Annotated in this window: 12 protein-coding genes; 5 read left to right on the top strand and 7 right to left on the bottom strand. The window is 66.9% G+C overall.

What is annotated here, in order from left to right:
* Positions 1–106 precede the first annotated feature (106 nt).
* A complete protein-coding gene (locus PJ259_RS19670) occupies positions 107–1108 on the bottom strand; it encodes a class I SAM-dependent methyltransferase (protein ID WP_271653891.1) in 1002 nt (333 codons plus the stop codon).
* Between the two features lie 29 nt (positions 1109–1137).
* Positions 1138–2097: a 2-hydroxyacid dehydrogenase gene (locus PJ259_RS19675; protein ID WP_271653892.1), complete on the bottom strand. Its 960-nt coding sequence runs from the start codon at positions 2095–2097 to the stop codon at positions 1138–1140.
* Positions 2098–2192: 95 nt separating this feature from the next.
* On the opposite strand from PJ259_RS19675, the gene PJ259_RS19680 reads away from it, so the two are divergent.
* Positions 2193–2780 carry an acyl carrier protein phosphodiesterase gene (locus PJ259_RS19680; protein ID WP_271653893.1) on the top strand — a complete coding sequence of 196 codons (588 nt, stop codon included), beginning with the start codon at positions 2193–2195 and terminating at the stop codon, positions 2778–2780.
* On the opposite strand, the gene PJ259_RS19685 is transcribed toward PJ259_RS19680, so the two are convergent.
* Complete coding sequence (locus PJ259_RS19685; RefSeq protein WP_271653894.1) at positions 2723–3520, bottom strand: lysophospholipid acyltransferase family protein; 798 nt, start codon at positions 3518–3520, stop codon at positions 2723–2725. The two genes, PJ259_RS19680 and PJ259_RS19685, sit on opposite strands and share 58 nt — an antisense overlap.
* Entirely contained in the window at positions 3517–4245 is a 729-nt protein-coding gene (locus PJ259_RS19690) for a GNAT family N-acetyltransferase (protein ID WP_059313580.1), read from the bottom strand. The genes PJ259_RS19685 and PJ259_RS19690 overlap by 4 nt, the downstream gene beginning before the upstream one ends.
* Positions 4246–4470: 225 nt before the next feature.
* Here PJ259_RS19690 and PJ259_RS19695 point away from each other — a divergent pair, with 225 nt between their 5' ends.
* Positions 4471–4956, top strand: coding sequence for an FKBP-type peptidyl-prolyl cis-trans isomerase (locus PJ259_RS19695; protein ID WP_017639847.1), 486 nt, complete (start codon positions 4471–4473; stop codon positions 4954–4956).
* A 460-nt stretch (positions 4957–5416) separates the two neighbouring features.
* On the opposite strand, the gene cysZ is transcribed toward PJ259_RS19695, so the two are convergent.
* Complete coding sequence (gene cysZ, locus PJ259_RS19700) at positions 5417–6169, bottom strand: sulfate transporter CysZ (protein ID WP_271653895.1); 753 nt, start codon at positions 6167–6169, stop codon at positions 5417–5419.
* A gap of 298 nt (positions 6170–6467) precedes the next feature.
* Between cysZ and trxB the strand changes: the two genes are divergently transcribed.
* Positions 6468–7442 carry a thioredoxin-disulfide reductase gene (gene trxB / locus PJ259_RS19705; RefSeq protein WP_059313582.1) on the top strand — a complete coding sequence of 325 codons (975 nt, stop codon included), beginning with the start codon at positions 6468–6470 and terminating at the stop codon, positions 7440–7442.
* Positions 7443–7650: 208 nt separating this feature from the next.
* Here the strand turns inward: trxB and glyA are convergent, their stop codons facing one another.
* Both glyA and PJ259_RS19715 read right to left on the bottom strand, forming a co-directional pair.
* Positions 7651–8904, bottom strand: coding sequence for a serine hydroxymethyltransferase (gene glyA / locus PJ259_RS19710; RefSeq protein WP_017639070.1), 1254 nt, complete (start codon positions 8902–8904; stop codon positions 7651–7653).
* A gap of 123 nt (positions 8905–9027) precedes the next feature.
* The gene (locus PJ259_RS19715; protein WP_271653896.1) at positions 9028–13215 is read right to left on the bottom strand and encodes a sensor domain-containing protein; all 4188 of its coding nucleotides are present in this window, start codon (positions 13213–13215) and stop codon (positions 9028–9030) included.
* A 211-nt stretch (positions 13216–13426) separates the two neighbouring features.
* Here PJ259_RS19715 and ettA point away from each other — a divergent pair, with 211 nt between their 5' ends.
* Positions 13427–15091, top strand: coding sequence for an energy-dependent translational throttle protein EttA (gene ettA, locus PJ259_RS19720; RefSeq protein WP_059313584.1), 1665 nt, complete (start codon positions 13427–13429; stop codon positions 15089–15091).
* A gap of 125 nt (positions 15092–15216) precedes the next feature.
* Complete coding sequence (modA, locus tag PJ259_RS19725; RefSeq protein WP_271653897.1) at positions 15217–15972, top strand: molybdate ABC transporter substrate-binding protein; 756 nt, start codon at positions 15217–15219, stop codon at positions 15970–15972.

The following is a 15972-nucleotide window of genomic DNA, read 5'->3' on the forward strand; positions in this document are numbered from 1 at the left end:
ATTGCCGCGGTTCGGCCGCGCCTGCTGGGCTTCGACGATGGAGCCGTCTCAACCCAACCTACGGATGCCGCGTAGGTTGGGGCGAGCACAGCGAAGCCCAACAGCGTTACCGCCGCCGCGCGCTATAGACCTTGAAGCCGTCCCGCTCGGCCAGGGTACGGCAGTTGCCGAAGGCAGCCTCGATCAATGGGGGATAGCGCAGAAAGCTGTTGGCCACCAGGCGCAGCTCGCCGCCGGGGCGCAGATGGTGTACCGCGTCGGCCAGCAGGGTCTCGGTGGTGCGATAGTCGGTCTTCACGCCACTGTGGAAGGGCGGATTGCTGACGATGGCGGCGAGCCCGGTGGGCGCCGCGGCGATGCCATCACCCGCGATCACCGTTCCAGTCAGGCCGTTGGCCGCCAGGGTCTGACGACTGCTGGCGACGGCGAAGGCGTCCACGTCCAGCAGATGCAGGGTGCTGGCGGGATAGCGGCGGGCCAGGGTGGCGCCGACCACGCCCGCGCCGCAGCCGAAGTCGAGCACCGCACCTTCAGGCAAGCCATCCAGCTGCTCCAGCAGCAGCGCCGTGCCTACGTCCAGCCGCCCATGGCTGAACACCCCCGGCAGGCTGAAGATCTCAAGGTTCGCCCCGGCCCGGGCCAGCTGCTGGCGTTGCAGCCAGGCGTCCGGACGCGGGTCGGCCTCGGTATGCGGGCCTTGCACCACGCACAGTTGGCAGTGCCGAGCACTGTCGAGCTTGCTGGCCTTGCCGAAGGCACCCAGCTGGCGCGCAGCGCGTTCGATACCGCCCTTCTTTTCGCCGACCAGATAGAGGCTGCCGTCGGCCGGCAGGCAGCGAGTCAGGGCGGTGAGCAGGAAATCGGTGGCCTCGCGGGACTTGGGCAGGAACAGCACGGCGCCGGCGAAGTCGCCCGGGGGCGGTTCGATGCCTAGATGAGAGCGTCCCGGATAGCGCCGGGCCAGTTGCTCGGCCTCGCCGGCGTGCCAACTCCAGCCACTGGCCGCGGGCAGGGCGCCGAGCAGGTCGTCAGCCGGTAGCCCCGCCAGCAGCAGGGGGCCGCCGAAGCGCTCGGGATGACGGAGGAGGACTTCGCTGCGCGGATCCATGGGGCTACCTGGCGAAAAAAGCGCGAACTTTAGCAGACCACCCGCTGCGGTGTGCCGGCGAAATGGCCTTGGGCGTTGTCGGCCAACTGGCCGATGATCCGCTGGCGCGCCTCGCGACTACCCCAGGCATTGTGCGGGGTGACGATCAGTCGCGGAATGTCGCTGGCCAGCAGCGGATTGCCGTCGCGCGGGGGCTCCACGCTGAGTACATCGGTAGCGGCGCCGGCCAGGTGGCCGCGTCTCAGGCAATCGGCCAGGGCCTGTTCGTCGACGATGCCGCCGCGTGCGGTGTTGACTAGGAAGGCCGTGGATTTCATCGCCGCCAGTTCCGTCGCACCAATCAGGCCGCGGGTCTGCTCGGTCAGCGGGCAGTGCATCGTCAGGGCGTCCACCTGGGGCAGCAGTTCGGCCAGCGGCAGGCTGCCAGGGCGCGCCGGACGGCCGGGCAACTGACCCACCAGGGTCTGCATGCCGAAGGCCTCGGCCAGGCGCTTCACCGCGCTGCCCAACTCGCCCAGGCCGAGCAGGCCAAGGGTCTTGCCCTCCAGCTCGACGATGGGGTGATCGAGCAGGCAGAACTGACTGGCGGTCTGCCAGCGACCGGCGCGGATATCCGCTTGGTAATCCGGCAAGCGGGTGGCCAGGGCCAGCAGCAGCGCCAGGGTGTGCTGGGCGACCGAGGCGGTGCCATAGCCCTGGCAGTTGCAGACGCGCACGCCCTGGGCGCGCGCGGCTTCCAGGTCGATGTTGTTGGTACCGGTGGCGCTCACCAGCACCAGTTTCAATTCCGGGCAGGCGGCCAGGGTCTGGGCGTCCAGCACCACCTTGTTGACGATGGCGACCTGGGCGCCGGCCAGTCGCGCGGTGATCTCGTCCGAGGCGGTGGCGGGGTACAGCTCCAGCTCGTCGAACACCGCACGCAGCGGGGCCGGGTCCAGATCGCCCAGGTCGAGGGAGGCATAGTCGAGGAACACGGCGCGAGCGGGCATGACGACTCCAACGGAGAAGGGGAAGGAGGTCCGAGCCTAGCAGCCGCGGGTCGTCCAGGAAAACCGCCCGGTTGCGGCTGGAGTATGCTGGTGGGATGAATTATCTCGCTCACCTGCACCTGGGCGGCCCCAGCCGCGAAGACCGTCTTGGCAGTCTCTATGGCGATTTCGTCAAGGGTTCGGCGGACGCCTGGCCAACCGGGATCGCCGCCGGCATCCGGCTGCATCGGCGCATCGACGTCTACACCGATGACCACCCCCTGGTGATCCGCGCCAAGGCCCGGCTGCCCGCGGCGCGACGGCGAGTGGCCGGCCTGCTGGTGGACGTCTTCTTCGATCACTGTCTGGCGCGCCTCTGGCCCGACTACGCTGATCAGCCGCTGCCGAGCTTTGTCGCGGATTGCTACCAGACCCTGCTGGACGAGCCGGAACTGCCGCCGCGATTGGCCTCTATCGCCCCCCTGATGGCGCGCCAGGACTGGCTGGGCAGCTACCAGGACTTCGCCGTGCTGGAACGGGTGGTGGAGGGCATGGCGCGGCGGCTGTCGCGTCCGGAACTGCTGGCCGGCGCCTTCGCCGAGCTGGACGCCGCCTATGACGGCCTGCTGGCAGATTTTCGCGACTTCTATCCGCAGCTGCAGGCCTTTGCCGCCGCCGAGCGCGCGGCGCGCGTTTCCAGTTGAATCCCGAGGCAGTCGGCAATGGCCGCCTGGCATTCACCTGCCAGCACCTGGCGCGGCCGACCCTGGGGCAGGATCGGCGGCAGCAGCTCGATCCTCAGGGTGGTGCCGCCGTTGTCCAGCAGCCGCAGCAGGTGGCTGACCAGATCGTCCTCCCCGATAAAGGCGGCCGTCTGGTCGCGCGTGCCCTGGCGCCAATAGCTCAGGGCCACGGGTTGTAGCGGCGTGCCGGTGGCGATGGCCGGACTCAGCAGCCGGCCATGAAAGGTTCGGAGTCCGCTGCCATCGGTGGTGGTGCCCTCGGGAAAGAGCGCCAGCGACAAGCCCTGGGTCAGCCGCGTGGTCAGGGCCTCGCCGAGGGCATCGCCACGCTCGGCGCCACGGCGGATGAACAGGGTACCGGCCTGGCGCGTCAGCCAGCCGGCGAAGGGCCAGTCCGCCACCTCGGCCTTGGACAGGAAACTCAGGGGTCTTAGGCTGCCGAGGCCGACGATGTCCAGCCAGGACACATGATTGGCCAGCCAGAGATGGGTGCCGCGCGGCACCTCGCCACTCACCTCCAGGCGTAGCCGCAGCGCCTGGGCAAGCGCCTGGAAGAAACACCGCGTCAGTCGCTGGCGCAGCATCAGGCAGGGCCGGCCACTGAGGGCGGACGCCAGCGCCACCGTCAGGGCGAACAACGCCCCGAGCAGCAGCGCAGCCAGGACCGGCATGAGGCGCAGGGCGAGGCGCAGTCGCCTCATACCGCGGCCTTGAAGTGGCGTGCATAGCGCGGGCAGAGGTCTTCGCGCTTGAGCAGGATGAAGACGTCGGCCACGCCGAACTCCGGATCCCAGCAGGGCGCACCGCAGACCTGGGCGCCCAGGCGTAGATAGGCCTTGAGCAGGGGCGGTAGTTGCACCACCAGGTTATCCGGCACGGCGACGAAGGGCAGTGGCCGCCGTGGAGTGGCGCGGATCGCCGGGGTGCGCTCGTCCCGCGCGGCCTGGCGCAGCAGGGCAGCGGCCTGCAGGCCACCGTCGGCCATGGGCACGCTGGCGCAGCCCATCAGGTAGCGGTAGTCGCCGCAGGCCATGATCTCGGCCAGTTCCGCCCACAGCAGGGCGATGGCCGCGCCGGTGCGATGCCCGGGCGCCACACAGGTGCGGCCGATTTCCAGCAGTGGGCCCTGCAGGGTGTCCAGACCCTCCAGCTGGAATTCGCTTTCGCTGTAGAGGCTACCCAGGTGCTCGCGCCGACGGCCGTCGAGCAGGCGCGTGGTGGCGATCAGTTCGCCATTGCGCAGGTCACGCACCCCCAGATGCAGGCAGTGGGCATCGAAGGCATCCTGGTCGAGATTGTCGGCGAAATGCACGCCGTAGGTACTGCCGAAGACCGAGGCCCGCAGGCGCTGGGCGGCGCGGATGTCCGCGGCGGTCGACAGGCGTTCGGCGCGCAGCGCGGGTGGAGCGGACACTGGAATCGGCATGGCAGGGCTCCGGCAGTGGGTATGCAGCAAACCCTAGGTAGCCGGGATGACAGCCCCGTGAAGCGGCCATGGCAATTGCGTGACGAGCGGTCGAGCACCGTTGCAGGGGCGCCCTCCAGATGCCTCCGGGCGCCAGGGGACTGACCGAACGCATTCGCAATTGCTAAGTTGGACGCGTAGACTGATGCGTCATCCTAAATTTTTCCCAGCATGAAGGTTCTGGCCATGCAGATCGCGGCGAACACGGCAGTATCCATCGACTACACCCTGACCAACGACGCCGGCGAAGTCATCGACAGCTCCGCTGGTGGTGCTCCGCTGGTGTACCTGCAAGGCGCAGGCAACATCATTCCGGGTCTGGAGCGTGCCCTGTCCGGCAAGCAGGCCGGTGACGAGCTGAAAGTGGCCATCGAGCCGGAAGACGCCTATGGCGAATACACTCCGGAGCTGGTCGCCACCCTGGGCAAGGAAATGTTCGAAGGCGTGGACGAGCTGGAAGTGGGCATGCAGTTCCATGCCTCCGGCCCGGACGGCGCCATGCAGATCGTCACCGTGCGTGACATCGACGGCGACCAGGTCACCGTCGATGGCAACCATCCCCTGGCCGGTCAGCGCCTGAACTTCGATGTGAAGGTGGTCAACGTGCGTGCCGCCAGCGACGAAGAAATTGCCCATGGTCACATCCATGGCGAAGGTGGTCACCAGCACTAAGCCTGGCAACAGGCTCCTACAACGCCCGTGTCCGGCCTTGCCGGCACGGGCGTTGTCGTTTCTGGAGTCCGTGAAGAGCGGGACGTGTCGTAGGTTGGGTTGAGGCGGCTCCGTCGCCGAAGCCCAACAGCTGGAAACTGTAGTATCCGGCGTGGTAGTCCGGAATTGTTGGGCTTCGCTGCGCTCAACCCAACCTACGCGAGGATAGCCGTAGGTTGGGTTGAGGTGGCCTTATCGCCGAAGCCCAACAATCGGGAGCTGGGGATGTTGGGCTTCGCTGCGCTCAACCCAACCTACGTGGAGGATAGCCGTAGGTTGGGTTGAGGTGGCCTTATCGCCGAAGCCCAACGATCGGGAGTTGGGGGTGTTGGGCTTCGCTGCGCTCAACCCAACCTACGTGGAGGATAGCCGTAGGTTGGGCTGAGGTGGCCTTATCGCCGAAGCCCAACGATCCGGGCGATCAAGAGCGCACCACCAATGCCTTGTCGCCCCCTTCACGTACCCAGAACAGCGTCGCCCCGGCCACGGCGGCAGGCATGAACAGGGCGTTCAGGCCGGGCACCAGCAGCGCCAGGTAGGTCACGCCGCCAAAGCCCAGGCAGCGCAGGCGGCGGGTACGCAGCCAGGCGAGCATGCTGCGGAAATCCAGCTTGTGGTTGTCGGCGGGGAAGTCGATGTACTGCACCGCCATCATCCAGACGCCGAACAGGATCCACAGCGGCGCGGCGATCAGGTTGAGGCCGGGGATGAAGGTCAGCACCAGCAGCCCCAGGGCGCGTGGCAGGTAGTAGCCCAGCTTGCGCACTTCACGCTGCAAGGTGCGCGGCACCATGGTGACCAACTCGGTGAGATTGAAGGATGGGAAATCATCCTGCCCGCGCACCAGCACTTCGACCTTTTCCGCGAGAAAGCCGTTGAAGGGCGCCGCGACCAGGTTGGCCAGCATCGTGAAGGTGAAGAAGATGATCGCCAGCAGCAAGAGCACGAACAGCGGCCAGAGCAGCCATTCGACGAAGCCGGCCCAGGCGGGCAGGCTCGGCATCAGTTGGTCCAGCCAGCCTTCGAAGCCCCGTACGGCGAAGGTGAGGATGGCGGCGTAGAGCAGCAGATTGATGGTGAGCGGGATGACCACGAAGCGGCGCATGCCGGGGCGGGTCACCAGGCGCAGGCCTTCGGCGAAGTAGGCGGAGCCGGACAGGGGAGCGACAGCCATGAACATTCCTGACGAGTGGCGGGAAGGCACAGCTTACCTCAGGGCGCCATTGGCGAAGCGGTCGACATAGGCGCGCCCTATGGTCTGGATTTAGAATGCTCGCTTCTATGGAAGGGCCATGCCCGTTAGGCTGAGCCCATCCTTGGACCCGGTGTCCGCCCGTCGACACCGGTCGCGCCCTCGCCAGGAGCGATGAGCGCTGCGGAACGGCTCCGCACGAACACCGGCCGGTGCGCCCCAGCGGCGCACGGGCCACTTTACTCTTTGGTCTGCCGGAGACCCCGGCAGGGAGAATGTCATGTCTGAAGCCAGCACCACGCGCCATTCGCGTCTCATCATCCTTGGTTCCGGTCCGGCCGGTTACACGGCCGCGGTCTATGCCGCTCGTGCCAACCTCAAGCCGCTGCTGATCACCGGCATGCAGATGGGCGGCCAGCTGACCACCACCACCGAGGTCGACAACTGGCCTGGCGATCCCCATGACCTGACCGGTCCGGCACTGATGGAGCGGATGCGCGAGCACGCCGAGCGCTTCGAGACCGAGATCGTTTTCGACCATATCAATGCCGTGGACTTCGGTGGCAAGCCCTACACCCTCAAGGGTGACAGTGCCACCTACACCTGCGATGCCCTGATCATCGCCACCGGCGCCAGCGCCCGCTACCTGGGCCTGGCCAGCGAAGAAGCCTTCATGGGCAAGGGCGTGTCCGCCTGCGCCACCTGCGACGGCTTCTTCTATCGCAATCGCGAGGTGGCGGTGGTCGGCGGCGGCAACACCGCGGTCGAGGAAGCGCTGTACCTGGCCAACATCGCCAGCAAGGTTACCCTGATCCACCGCCGCGAGACCTTCCGCGCCGAGAAGATCCTGCAGGACAAGCTGCGCGCCCGGGTTGCCGAAGGCAAGATGGCGCTCAAGCTCAACGCCAGCGTCGACGAAGTGTTGGGTGACAACATGGGCGTTACCGGGGTGCGCCTGAAGAACAACGACGGCAGCACCGAGGAGCTGCAGGTGGCCGGTCTGTTCGTCGCCATCGGCCATACGCCCAATACCGCGCTGTTCGAAGGCCAACTGGACAGCCACGATGGCTACCTGGTGGTGAAAGGCGGTCGTGAGGCCAATGCCACCGCCACCAACGTGCCGGGCGTGTTCGCCGCCGGTGACGTGGCCGACCACACCTACCGCCAGGCCATCACCTCGGCCGGTGCCGGCTGCATGGCCGCCCTGGACGCCGAGCGCTATCTGGATGGACTGGGCGATCTGCAGGTCCTTTAAGGCCTGATTGTCGCCTGATAACGAAAAACCCCGGCACTGGCCGGGGTTTTTCGTTTCCGGGGTCTTCTGGCCTGCGGCAAGAACAGGCTTGGCTGCCTTGACGATCTTTCTGGAAGTGCAACGAGCCCCGGCCGATTGGTCGGGGCTCGTTCTTTGGGTTTTCCCTCACCCCGACCCTCTCCCTGGGGGAGAGGGGGAGGCTTGCATCTTACTTGCCGTACACCGGCAGGCGGGCGCAGACGGCCTTGACCTTCTCGCGCACTGCGTCGATCACCGACTCGTCGCCCATGTTGCCGAGGATGTCGCAGATCCAGCCGGCCAGTTCACGGCATTCGGCTTCCTGGAAGCCACGGGTGGTGACGGCCGGGGTGCCGATACGCAGACCGGAGGTGACGAAGGGCGAGCGCGGATCGTTCGGCACCGAGTTCTTGTTCACGGTGATGAAGGCGCGACCCAGGGCGGCGTCCGCGTCCTTGCCGGTGATTTCCTGCTTGATCAGGCTGAGCAGGAACAGGTGGTTGTCGGTGCCACCGGAGACCACGTCGAAGCCGCGCTCGATGAAGACACTGGCCATGGCCTGGGCGTTCTTGATCACCTGCTGCTGGTAGGTCTTGAACTCGGGCTGCAGGGCTTCCTTGAAGCACACCGCCTTGCCGGCGATGACGTGCATCAGCGGACCGCCCTGGGCGCCGGGGAAGACCGCCGAGTTGAGCTTCTTCTCGATGGCTTCGTTGGCCTTGGCCAGGATCAGGCCGCCGCGCGGGCCGCGCAGGGTCTTGTGGGTGGTGCTGGTGACCACGTCGGCGAAGGGCACCGGGTTGGGGTAGACACCGGCGGCGACCAGGCCGGCGAAGTGGGCCATGTCGACGAACAGGTAGGCACCCACGGCATCGGCGATGGCGCGGAAGCGGGCGAAGTCCAGCACCTGGGAGTAGGCGGAGTAGCCGGCGACGATGACCTTGGGCTTGTGCTCCTGGGCCAGTCGCTCGACCTCGGCGTAGTCGATCAGGCCTTGCTCGTCGATGCCGTACTGGACGGCGTTGTACAGCTTGCCGGAGGAGGACACGGTGGCGCCGTGGGTCAGGTGGCCGCCGTGAGCCAGGCTCATGCCCAGGATGGTGTCACCGGCTTCGATCAGTGCCAGGTACACGGCCGAGTTGGCCTGGGAGCCGGAGTGCGGCTGGACGTTGGCGTAGTCGGCGCCGAACAGCTGCTTGGCGCGGTCGATGGCCAGTTGCTCGACCACGTCGACGTATTCGCAACCGCCGTAGTAGCGCTTGTGGGGATAGCCTTCGGCGTACTTGTTGGTGAGCACCGAACCCTGGGCTTCCATGACCGCCGGGCTGGTGTAGTTTTCCGAAGCGATCAGCTCGATGTGATCTTCCTGACGCTGGGCTTCCTGCTGCATGGCGGCATACAGGTCGGCGTCGAAGCGGGCGAGGGTGGTTTCACGGCTGAACATGGCGGCAGGGTCCCCTGAGGCATGGCGAAGAGCGAGCCCGGTCGGGCTCGCGAGGGGCAACATTCTACCCCATCGCGGGAACTCAGAGGTATGAGCGCCGGTCATGCAGCGCCGCTATCGGTCTCATGTCAGGACGGGGAACAGACCCTGGTGCTCCAGGCGCTGGCGCAACTGCTCCGGCGGCAGCGGGCGATCGAACAGGTAGCCCTGGACCTCGTCGCAACCATGGGTGCAGAGGAAGTCCAGCTGCGCGGTTTCTTCCACCCCCTCGGCGATCACCGAGAGATTGAGGCTGTGGGCCATGGCGATGATGGCGCGGGCGATCTGGGCGTCCTGCTCGCCATGGGGCAGGCCGTCGACGAAGCTGCGATCGATCTTGAGGATGTCGATGGGGAACTGCTTGAGGTAGTTGAGCGACGAGTAGCCGGTACCGAAGTCGTCCACCGCGATGCACAGCCCCAGCCCCTTGAGTTCGCCGAGCAGCTGCAGGGCCTCGCCGACGTCGCGCATCAGGATGCTTTCGGTCAGCTCCAGTTCCAGGCAGGCCGGCGCTAGGCCGGTCTCGGCGAGGATCTGGGCGATGCGCTGGCCGAGCTGGCCGTCGCCGAACTGGCGGGCGGACAGGTTCACCGAGACCTTGGGGATACGCACCTTGGCCGCGTGCCACTCGCGCATCTGCCGGCAGGCCTCGCGGATCACCCAGTCACCTACCTGGACCACCAGGCCGATCTCTTCCAGCACCGGAATGAATTCCGTTGGCGGAACGTTGCCGCGCACCGGGTGCTCCCAGCGCAACAGGGCCTCGACCCCGGTCAGACGACGGGTATCGCAGCGATACTGCGGCTGGTAGTGCAGGCGGAATTCGCCCTGCAACAGGGCGTGGCGCAGGTCGGCCTCCAGTTCCAGGCGCTCCAGGGCGCGGGCGTTCATCTCGGCCTGGTAGAACTGGAAGTTGTTCTTGCCCATCTCCTTGGCGTGGTACATGGCGGTGTCGGCGTTCTTCATCAGCTGGCTGAGCTCCTGCCCGTCCTGGGGCGACAGGGCGATGCCGATGCTGGCGGAAACGAAGAATTCGCGGCCTTCGAGAATGAAGGCCTCGGACAGCTGGGCAAGGATCTGCTCGCCGACACGGATCGCCTGGGCGAGGGCCGTTTCGCGGGTCTCCAGGCCCGACAGCAGCAGGGTGAATTCGTCGCCGCCCATGCGCGCCACGCTGTCCTCGGTGCCAACGCAGGCGGTCAGGCGCATGGCCACTTCCTTGAGCAGGCGGTCGCCGGCGGCGTGGCCGAGGCTGTCGTTGATCGGCTTGAAGCGATCCAGGTCGAGGAACATCAGCACCACCCAACTCTCGTTGTGGCGGCTCTGCTGCAGGGCGTTGTGCAGGCGGTCCTGGAACAGGGTGCGGTTGGGCAGCAGGGTCAGGGCGTCGTAGTAGGCCAGGCGGTGGATACGCCTTTCGCTGGCCTTGCGTTCGCTGATGTCGACGAAGAAGCAGACGTAGCTCATCAGGTCGCCGTCGTCGTCGCGGATGGCGGTGATGCCGACCCAGGAGGGATAGGGCTCGTTGTCCTGGCGGCGCTGCCAGAGTTCGCCTTCCCAGCTCTCCTCGGTGCGCAGTTGCTGCATCACGTGTTGCAGCTGGTTGGCCTCCTGCTTGTCGGCGCAGAGCATCATCGGCTGCTGGTCGAACACCTCTTCGGGGCTGAAGCCGGTGATGCGGGTGAAGGTGCGGTTGACCCGCACGATGTAGCCGGCCGGGTCGGTGACCAGGATGGCGCCGGCCGAGTGATCGAACACCGTGGCCGCCATGCGCATGTCCTTGTCCGTACGACGCTGGGCGGAGATGTCGCGGCAGATGCCGAGCAGGCCGGCGAAGCGCTCGTGGTCGTCCCACAGCGGCTTGAGGCGCAGCTCGATCTGCAGGGTATGACCCTGGGCGTGCAGGCAGTCGAGCACCAGCGGCGCGAAGCGCTCGCGGCGCAGTTCGGCCAGGGCGCGGGGGTCGTCCAGGCTGCGCAGCAGCCGCTGCAGGGTCCGGCGGACCTCCTGCAGCTGACGCGAGTGGACCACCAGCTCGGCCAGGGTGCGCTGTTGCAACTCGGCGAGCGGATAGCCGAGCAGCTCCTCGACCGAGGGACTGAGGTAGTTGAGCACCAGCTGGGCGTCGGTGGTGAAGATGACGTCGCTGATGCTTTCCGCCAACTGGCGGTAGCGATTCTCGCTGTCGCGCAGGCGATCGCTGGCGCGCACCATGTCGGTGACGTCCAGGGCCAACCCGACCACGCTGGCAGCGGTGCCGTCCGGGCGGCTGGCGAGACGCTGCTCGCGCACGTCGAACCAGCGCCAGCCACCGTTGCGGTGCTGCCAGCGCAAGAGGCTGCTGCAGGGGCGATCGGAGAGCGTGGGCCGCATGCTCACCACCCGGGCATGCAGTTCGACGTCGTCCGGGTGCAAGCGCGCAGGGCCGAAGCTGACGAAGGCTTCCGGCGGATAGCCGAGCTTGCGTGCCAGCGAATGGCTCTCGTAGGTGAGTTCGCCGCTGGTCACGTCATAGGTATAGAGGGTGTCGGGAATGGCGCTGATCAGGTTGGACCAGAAGGCGTCGCGTTCGAGCAGGCGCAATTCGCCGAGCTTGCGCTGGGTGATGTCGTTGAGGCTGAGCAGGGTGGCGTCGAGGTGCTGGGGATCGGCCGGCAGGTGCATGCTCAGCCAGAGATGGCGCTCGCCCTCGGCGGTGCTGATGCGGGTCTCCAGTTCCAGCACCTGCTGGCCGGAGAGCAGGCCGGCCAGCAGGCGGTAGCGCTTGCCGCCGACCTGGACACGGGACTCGCCCACCAGCCGGTCCCAGGCCTGGTCGAGGTGGTCGATGCCGAGCATTTCCAGGGCGCGCTGGTTGATCTCGGTGATGCGCACCTGGCGACCCAGGGCATCCAGCGCCTCGGGCTGGCGGGCGAACAGCTCCGCCAGTTGTTCGGGCCGCTCCAGGCCCAGGGCGGTCATGCAGGGCTGCACGGCGCTCAGGTCCACCACGCAGATGCCGGTGTGCACCCCGTTGAAGATGTTCTCGTAGCGCTGGCGGGTGGTCTGGATGGTTTCCAGGTTGCGCTGCTGTTCGGTGACGTCGCGCAGCACCCAGACGAAGCCGTCCTGGGTCTGGGTGCGGTCGCGCAGGACGCGCACGCTGGACTGGCTGTCCGCGAGGGCATGGCAGCTGACCGCGAAGCGACGCGGCTGGCTCGCCACCCGGAGCGTGATGAGGGCGCCGCCGTCCCGCTCGGCCGGCGTCAGGGCAACCAGCTGGGGTAGCAGGCTGGCGAGGAAATATTGCTGGGCGTCGTCCGCGGCGATGCCCAGCAGGCGGGCGGCGGTGGCGTTGACATAGACCAGGCGACCGTCGGCCTGGGTCATGCAGACGAATTCCTCGATACCGTTCAGTGCCGTGCTCGCCAGGCGCAGGCTGCGTCGCGAGGCCAGGGTCAGGGCCCGCAGACCCTGCTCTTCGCGCAGGAGCAGGTAGATCAGGATGGCGGTCACTAGGCCGGACAGGCTGAACAGCAGCAGCCGGCCCGAGGAGGCCTCCAGCAGCGACTCCGACGGCGTCTCGGCGGGATAGGCGCCCACCACCTGCCAATCGCTGTAGGCCAGCGGCTGGATCACCTCGCCGGCGGTGGCGGCGGTCGCGCCACTGTGGAACAGCAGGGTGCCACGGGTGCGATCCTCCAGGCGCCAGTCGAGGCCCGTGGGCACGCGGGTCGACCGCCAGAGCGGTTCGAGGCGCGGGGCGCTGGTCAGCACCCACCAGCCCTGCTGCAACTCCGGATCGCCAGCCAGCAGGATATAGAGGGGTGCGGTGGTAGCCGCGGCGTTGTAGCCATAGCTGAAGTCAGCCTGGCCGCTGCGTGCGATCAACTGCTGGATGAAGGCGGCATCCGCGGAGTCGTCCAGCCGCGCGGTGCGCAAGGCGGCATTGGCCGGCAACCAGCGCACCTGCTGCAGACCGGGAAAGAAATCCTTGAGGCTGAGCAGCAGATTGGGTGCCAGCGGCAGGGTGGGGTCCAGCGACCAGCGCAGGGTGCTGCGCACCGCCTGGGCCTTGAGCGCCAGGCCGAATTCGAGGGTGTTGGCCAGTTGCCTGGTCAGGCCTTCCAGCTGTTCGCGGCGCAGGGCTTCACGCTCGGCCATGCTGGCGAAGGCCTGCCAGAACATCAGCGCGAGCATGGCCACCAGCGACAGGATCAGCAGGCCGCGGGTCAGGCGTCGCGAGGAGGGGGCTACCGGCTCTTCCGGCAGCGTGGAGGGCGGGCTGTTCACGACGGACTGCGTTCCTGCAGAGGCGATGGCCATTCGACTGCGCCCGGTTCCGCGGGGCAGGGATGGCCTATGATAAGGGGCCGGACGGTCTCTCCGCCGGTTTTTTCCAGGTGTCTACCGCGTGCGCTTTCGTCGCCCGGGGTTTCGACAGCGTTCGCCGCTGACGCCATACTGTGTCCCCTGTTTTTCATTCCGGTCCCAAGGTTCCCTCATGGCTCAATACGTCTACACCATGCATCGGGTCGGCAAGGTCGTGCCGCCCAAGCGTGAAATCCTCAAGAACATCTCCCTGTCGTTCTTTCCCGGCGCCAAGATCGGCGTGCTCGGTCTGAACGGTGCGGGCAAGTCGACGCTGCTGCGCATCATGGCCGGCGTCGATACCGAGATCGAAGGTGAAGCGCGTCCGATGGCCGGTATCAATGTGGGTTATCTGCCGCAGGAGCCGAAACTTGATCCCGAGCAGACGGTTCGTGACGTAGTCGAGGAAGCGGTCGGCCAGATCAAGCAGGCCCAGGCCCGTCTGGACGAGGTCTATGCCGCCTACGCCGAGCCGGACGCCGACTTCGACGCCCTGGCCGCCGAGCAGGCCAAGCTGGAGGCCATCCTCCAGGCCGCCGATGGCCATAACCTGGATCGTCAGCTGGAAGTCGCCGCCGATGCCCTGCGCCTGCCGGCGTGGGACGCCAAGGTCGGCGTGCTCTCCGGTGGCGAGAAGCGCCGCGTGGCGCTGTGCCGCCTGCTGCTGTCGGCCCCCGACATGCTGCTGCTGGACGAACCCACCAACCACCTGGACGCCGACTCGGTGGCCTGGCTGGAGCACTTCCTGCACGACTTCCCCGGCACCGTGGTGGCCATCACCCACGACCGCTACTTCCTCGACAACGTCGCCGGCTGGATCCTGGAGCTGGACCGTGGCCAGGGCATCCCCTTCGAGGGCAATTACTCCGGCTGGCTGGAATCCAAGGCCGCGCGCCTGACCCAGGAAGCCAAGCAGGAGGCGGCCCACGCCAAGGCCATGAAGGCCGAACTGGAATGGGTGCGCTCCGGCGCCAAGGCCCGCCAGTCCAAGTCCAAGGCCCGTCTGCAGCGCTTCGAGGAAATGCAGTCCCAGGAATTCCAGAAGCGCAGCGAGACCAACGAGATCTACATCCCTGCCGGCCAGCGGCTGGGCGACAAGGTCATCGAGTTCAAGAACGTCAGCAAGGGCTATGGCGATCGCCTGCTGATCGACGACCTGAGCTTCGTGGTGCCCAAGGGTGCCATCGTCGGCGTCATCGGCGGCAACGGCGCCGGCAAGTCGACCCTGTTCCGCATGATCATGGGCAAGGAGCAGCCGGACTCGGGCACCATCGAGATCGGCGACACCGTGCAACTGGCCAGCGTCGACCAGAGCCGCGAGAACCTGTCCGACACCAAGACCGTGTGGGAGCAGGTCTCCGACGGCTCCGACGTGATCAAGATCGGCAACTACGAGGTGCCTTCGCGCAGCTACGTCGGCCGCTTCAACTTCAAGGGCGCCGACCAGCAGAAGTTCGTCAAGGACCTCTCCGGCGGTGAGCGTGGGCGCCTGCACCTGGCGCTGACCCTCAAGCAGGGCGGCAACGTGCTGCTGCTGGACGAACCCTCCAACGACCTGGACGTGGAAACCCTGCGCGCCCTGGAAGACGCCCTGCTGGACTTCCCCGGCGCGGCCATCGTGATCTCCCACGACCGCTGGTTCCTCGACCGCATCGCCACCCATATCCTCTCCTACGAGGACGACTCCAACGTGGTGTTCTTCGAAGGCAACTACACCGAGTACGAAGCCGATCGCAAGAAGCGCCTGGGTGAGGCCGCGGCCCAGCCCAAGCGGGTCAAGTACAAGAAGCTGGCCTAAGCGTCCGTCGAAACGCCGCTGGGGAAACCCAGCGGCGTTTTCTTTTGTCTCGTTGCTGCGGGAGGCCTGAACGTTGTTTTCAGCGCCGCCAGCCTCCCACCGCCCCCCTGATGGAGAGAAGCCCGATGATCGCTACTCGCTCCCGCCTGCTGCTGGCCCTGGTCGCCAGCGCCCTAGCCACCCCCGCCCTGGCCGACGAGGTCCAGGTGGCTGTGGCCGCCAATTTCAGCGCGCCGCTCAAGGCCATTGGCGAAAGATTCGCCCAGGACACCGGTCACCACCTGCTGATTTCCAGCGGCGCCACTGGCCAGCTCTATACCCAGATCAAAAACGGCGCGCCCTTCGCGGTCTTCCTGTCCGCCGACGACAGCACCCCGGCCAAGCTGGAAGCCGAAGGTGCGGCGGTCAAGGCGTCACGCTTCACCTATGCCATCGGCACCCTGGCGCTCTGGTCGCCCAAGGCGGGCTATGTGGACGGGGAGGGCGCGGTTCTCAAGCAGAACACGTTCAGCCACCTGGCCGTGGCCAATCCCAAGACCGCGCCCTATGGCCTGGCTGCCACCCAGACCCTGGCCAAGCTGGGGCTGACCGAGGCGGTCGCGGCCAAGCGGGTCGAAGGCCAGAACATCACCCAGGCCTACCAGTTCGTCGCCACCGGCAATGCCGAGCTCGGCTTCGTCGCCCTGTCGCAGATCTATCAGGACGGCCAGGTGAAGGAGGGCTCGGCCTGGATCGTGCCGGCCGCGCTCTACGAGCCGATTCGCCAGGACGCGGTGCTGCTGGAGAAGGGTAAGGACCAGGCAGCGGCCAAGGCGCTGCTGGCCTATCTCAAGGGGCCCCAGGCGGCCGCGGTACTCAAGGCCTACGGCTACCGGCAGTGA

Origin of the sequence: Pseudomonas sp. JBR1 (assembly GCF_028198185.1) — a bacterium.
GTDB lineage: Bacteria > Pseudomonadota > Gammaproteobacteria > Pseudomonadales > Pseudomonadaceae > Chryseomonas > Chryseomonas oryzihabitans_E.

Bases quoted from the DNA above. Each gene is read 5' to 3' on its own strand.
- PJ259_RS19675 (WP_271653892.1), bottom strand. From the start codon at position 2,097: ATGCCCGCTCGCGCCGTGTTCCTCGACTATGCCTCCCTCGACCTGGGC.
- trxB (WP_059313582.1), top strand. From the start codon at position 6,468: ATGTCTGAAGCCAGCACCACGCGCCATTCGCGTCTCATCATCCTTGGT.
- glyA (WP_017639070.1), bottom strand. From the start codon at position 8,904: ATGTTCAGCCGTGAAACCACCCTCGCCCGCTTCGACGCCGACCTGTAT.
- ettA (WP_059313584.1), top strand. From the start codon at position 13,427: ATGGCTCAATACGTCTACACCATGCATCGGGTCGGCAAGGTCGTGCCG.
- PJ259_RS19670 (WP_271653891.1), bottom strand. From the start codon at position 1,108: ATGGATCCGCGCAGCGAAGTCCTCCTCCGTCATCCCGAGCGCTTCGGC.
- PJ259_RS19695 (WP_017639847.1), top strand. From the start codon at position 4,471: ATGCAGATCGCGGCGAACACGGCAGTATCCATCGACTACACCCTGACC.
- PJ259_RS19690 (WP_059313580.1), bottom strand. From the start codon at position 4,245: ATGCCGATTCCAGTGTCCGCTCCACCCGCGCTGCGCGCCGAACGCCTG.
- PJ259_RS19685 (WP_271653894.1), bottom strand. From the start codon at position 3,520: ATGAGGCGACTGCGCCTCGCCCTGCGCCTCATGCCGGTCCTGGCTGCG.
- PJ259_RS19680 (WP_271653893.1), top strand. From the start codon at position 2,193: ATGAATTATCTCGCTCACCTGCACCTGGGCGGCCCCAGCCGCGAAGAC.
- cysZ (WP_271653895.1), bottom strand. From the start codon at position 6,169: ATGGCTGTCGCTCCCCTGTCCGGCTCCGCCTACTTCGCCGAAGGCCTG.
- modA (WP_271653897.1), top strand. From the start codon at position 15,217: ATGATCGCTACTCGCTCCCGCCTGCTGCTGGCCCTGGTCGCCAGCGCC.